The organism is Spirulina sp. CCY15215 (assembly GCF_016888125.1).
Classification (GTDB): Bacteria; Cyanobacteriota; Cyanobacteriia; order Cyanobacteriales; family Spirulinaceae; genus CCY15215.
Window position 1 is genome coordinate 1 of the sequence record NZ_JACSWA010000308.1, and the last position, 4,269, is coordinate 4,269.

The 4,269-nt window shown below is 42.4% G+C and carries 2 protein-coding genes and 1 pseudogene; all 3 read right to left on the bottom strand.

The window, feature by feature from the left end:
• Positions 1–1,540: pseudogene (locus JUI58_RS04980) on the bottom strand (RHS repeat protein); the annotation flags it as partial.
• Between the two features lie 48 nt (positions 1,541–1,588).
• Positions 1,589–2,605 (bottom strand): ankyrin repeat domain-containing protein, encoded by a 1,017-nt coding sequence (locus tag JUI58_RS04985; protein WP_204102648.1) that lies wholly within the window; start codon positions 2,603–2,605, stop codon positions 1,589–1,591.
• A gap of 24 nt (positions 2,606–2,629) precedes the next feature.
• Positions 2,630–4,269, bottom strand: a 1,640-nt coding sequence (locus JUI58_RS04990; protein ID WP_204102649.1) for an RHS repeat-associated core domain-containing protein, incomplete at its 5' end; no start/stop codon positions are given.

A 4,269-nucleotide genomic window follows, 5' to 3' on the forward strand; every position in this document is an offset into this window, starting at 1 on the left:
GATCGGTGACTTTCTCGATGTTACCATTGGCATCGTATTCGTATTCGGTGACGTACTCCGTTGCTCCATTCTTGTCGGGTTTGACGGTGACTTTTTCTACTCGTCCTAATATATCCCGTTGATAGCGAATGCTGCTGTCGTTGGGATAGTCTATTCCGGCAAATGCTCCCGTATCGGGGTCGTAATGGTAAGCAGTCGTTCCGGTGGGGTCTGTGACGCTTAGAAGCTGTCCGGTTTCAAAGTTCCAATCGGTGACGACTTCATGGAGGGGGTTTCCGTTGAGGGAATAAACCCGTCGCGTTTCTAATCCTGAATCTGCATCGTATTCGTAATCGATCGCTTCTCCAGAGGGTAAGGTTTCCTGCATGAGAGCATTGGTGATGGGGTCGTAAACAAAAGAGCGCTGACTCTCATCGAGATAGGTAACGGTTTCTAAATCTCCATTCTCATCGTAATTGTAGCCGAGAACTGTCTCTCCATTGGCATTGCGAACGCTGTAATCGAAACCGTTTTCATCGTAATGATAGGTGTAGGTCGTGTCTCCCCAATCTGTGGCACTTTCCAATCGACCCAATTCATCATAGGTGAAGTCTCTGTCTCGTCCTGCTTGGTCTGTGATTTCTGTGGGATAATCCGTCCCTTCGAGGAGATTATTATCGAATAGATAATCTACTGTCGAATTCGTCCCGTCTGCATAGCGAGTTTCTGAGGGCAAATATTCTGAGGTTTGCACTGTGGTGGTTTCCCGTCCGAGGGGGTCGGTGATGGTGACGGTAGTATCGGTATAACGATAGTGCCACGTTTCTCCCTTTGCGTCGGTCATGGTTTTGATTTGACCGTCGGGATAGTAGGTGTAATGGGTGATGTAGCGGGTGTCTTCGGCATCGTGAAGGGCGATTTCTCGTGCTGCTACCCGTCCGATGAGATTGTCTGCTAAGGCATCCGGGTCTTGATAACTGTTGATTTCATAATGAGTGTCGTAATGGGTAATCGTTTCTACTCCTGTTGTTTCGTCAAGGACTGACTGCACTCGTCCGAGACTGTCGTAATTGTAGGTGGTGGTGCCGTGGGGGGTGATTTCTGTTTCTAATTGTCCGGTGTTGTTGTACTCGAAGGTGAGTTCCTCGTTTCCGGGGGTAATCCAACCTCCCAAACTGCCGTCGTCGTTGAATTTTCGCTCGATTTTCCCGATGGTGGGAGCTTCTAGGGTCGTCCAATCTCCTCCTGCTCCTTCGTAATCATAATCCACCCAGACTCCATCCCCATAGTCGGTATAGTCTTCTCGTCCCAAACCGTCGTAGGTGAAGGTGGAGATTTCTTCTTCTGGGGTGCCGGGGTTTTCGGTCATGGTTTGGATTTGACCGTTGGGGTTGTAGGTCGAGGTGGTTATCTCTCCTGAAGCATCTTGCATCCACCGAGGATTGCCAAAGGCATCGAAGTTGTTGTAGTAGGTGGTGCCGAAGGGGTCGCTTTCTTCGATGACCCGACCGCGTGCATCGTAGACGTAGGATTGAATGACTGTACCTTCCCCGTCTTTCATGGCGAGGAGGTTGCCGCGAGAATCGTAAGTTTACATTTTTCTATTTTTTTAGTCTTCTGTTGCTCCTACTTCAAGGAGAATTTGAACAATGTGTTTGAGCTTTTCAGTTAAATTAGTATTTTCCTTTACATCTTCTCTTTGCCTCTGAACTAAAGAGAGGGCTGTATTACCATGAATATCTTTGAGATTAGCATTTGCTCCTTTGTGCAATAACATTTGTATTGTTTTGATGTCTAGATTCCAAGCTGCAATCATTAATGCTGTCAATCCATCACGTCCGCGTTCATTAACGTCAACTTCGGTATTAAGAATCTCCTGAATTATTTCATCGCTAGAACGTTCTACGGCAATAACAATTACAGGCTGACCAAAATAGTCTTGTTCTCCTCTCATATTTGGATCGGCACCAGCAGCTAGTAGCATTTGTACTACAGATAATTGACGATTCTCAACTGCATTTTGAAGTGCTGTACTGCCAGAAATTGCTGTATTGATATCCACACCTTGATTAATTGCAGTTTCAACTGCTTTTATATTGCCGATTAAAGCTGCATAATTAAATACGTAAGAAGTAAAGTAAGATTCTTCATCTATTTGTCTTTCGATTAAACCTTTCTCTAGTTCATTTTCTGCACGGGAATGTAGTTCGGGGTCAGTTAGAGGAAGAAGATAATTGTAGATATTTTGCCTCCCACACCCAGCCGCACAGAAAAGAGGGTAATAACCATCGTCATTCTGCTCATTTGTGTTTGCTCCCATTGCAACTAATGTTTTAACAAGATCGAGGCGATCTGTGCAAGCAATATCCATCAAAATTGTCGCTCCATCAGAATCTTTCTCGTTAATATCAAATGGTGTATTAGAATTTAGTAATTTTTCACATGCTCGAATGCTAAGAGTAAACGTTCTATTAAGATCATCTTTTTGCGTTCTGAAAAGTTCATCCCAAGTCATTTGTTTATTTTCTTCAAGAAAAGCATCCCAATCTTCATCAGGTACATAGTTACCTGAAGGAGGATATAATTCCTTGTCTACAGATTCTCTTAGTTCAAAGAAAGAAAGCATAATTTAATTAGTGATTGTTTGTAACTATTTTTCAGGTCTTGGGATATTAAGTAAAGAAATAATGTTGAGCAGTACTCCGGGACTTCCATTCTTAGGTTTTAGAGCTTCATCTTTAGCCTTTTGAATCTGTGTCTGATCGTAGGTAAATAACGACACATAGGTAACAGCAGGAATATATTGATAGTGTTGGGAAAAATTTCTCATTGCTAACCACTGATCCTTTTTCGCTTTAGGTCTTTTATCAAGAATTTGTTCGACAGGCTTTTTAGCTGATAATTTAACATCTCCGATCATCCAAGCCTTGTTAAACGCTCCAACTCCTCGACGAATATTGTCTGGAACAGTAGCGGAAATAAGAAAATCTGCATTAGGTGGACTACCTCCTTTTAAACCGGGATCTTTATTATCGCTAGGACTACCGGTAGATAGACGATAGCCTGTGCTGAGAGGTTTTCCAGAATCTATCTCAAGAAAAGTTTCCCTCCATACAAAATCGCCCAATTTACCTAGAACTGGTTTTAAGGCTGTATCAAGAATTATATCTTCAAGCATATTTCCAAGGAATAATTCATCTTTTGGATTATTTAATGAAGCTATATTAACTAAATCTTGGACATCTGCAGGTATTATTTTATTGAAAATCGATTCTATATTTTTCGATACCACATCCTTTGCTTTATCAATTGCATTTTCTAAGGCCTGCTTTCTGACTTTTGTTCCCATTTTTCTTAATATACCTTGAATTTGTCTCGTAACTGCTTGTTCTTGGATCGTAAACATTCCCGTAGGATCGCTATAAATATGAGGATTATTATAGACAAACTGATAGGGATTAGAACTTTCCGGCTCAGTCTCAATAATATCAATCGGATCGCGACTGACAAACCTTCCCGTTTCCGGATCGTAATACCTTGCTCGGAAATGATAGAAATCCGTATTCGACTCCAACCATTGTCCTTGGAAACGGAAATCTCCTCCTAACTCATTGGCAATGAAACTATCACCGCGCAAATTACCAAAACTATCATATTCAAACTCTGCCACCTCAACCCCAGAATTGTTCGCTAAACTAACAATCGAACCCATGCCATCCTCTAAATAATAAGTCGGATTTCCTTGCTCATCCAAACGCATCAACGGCATATTTCCGGCATAAACATAAGCAGCCAAAGGATCGTTTACTCCATCCATCACCAAATGAGGTGATTCTAACCCTCCTCCCATCAATGGAGCCACCAGATAATCCTTTTCTCCCTCTCCATCCATCATTTCCACCCGACGACCCGCACTATCATAAGCATACTGCACTACAATATTTTCTCCCTTCTTCACTTCGATAATCAAATCGTCTGCATTGTAGCGCAATTGCCACGTTTCCCCCTCTCTCGTTATGGTTTCCAATCGTCCCCCATCATCGTAATAATAAGTCTCCAATCCCTCGCTTGTATCGATTTGCGTTAACTGATGAATGTTCTCGTAATCGTAACTTCCTTGTGCTTCTCCACTCGATACTGTCTGACGATTTCCCTCGGCATCGTAACTGTAAGCAATTTCTTCTTCTTGCACTCCATTGGCATCATAATAAGTTTCTTTTTCCAAGCGTAAAGAGTCATCATATTTCAACTCCACATAAGAACCATCTTCTCGCGTTATCTTCGTCGGTT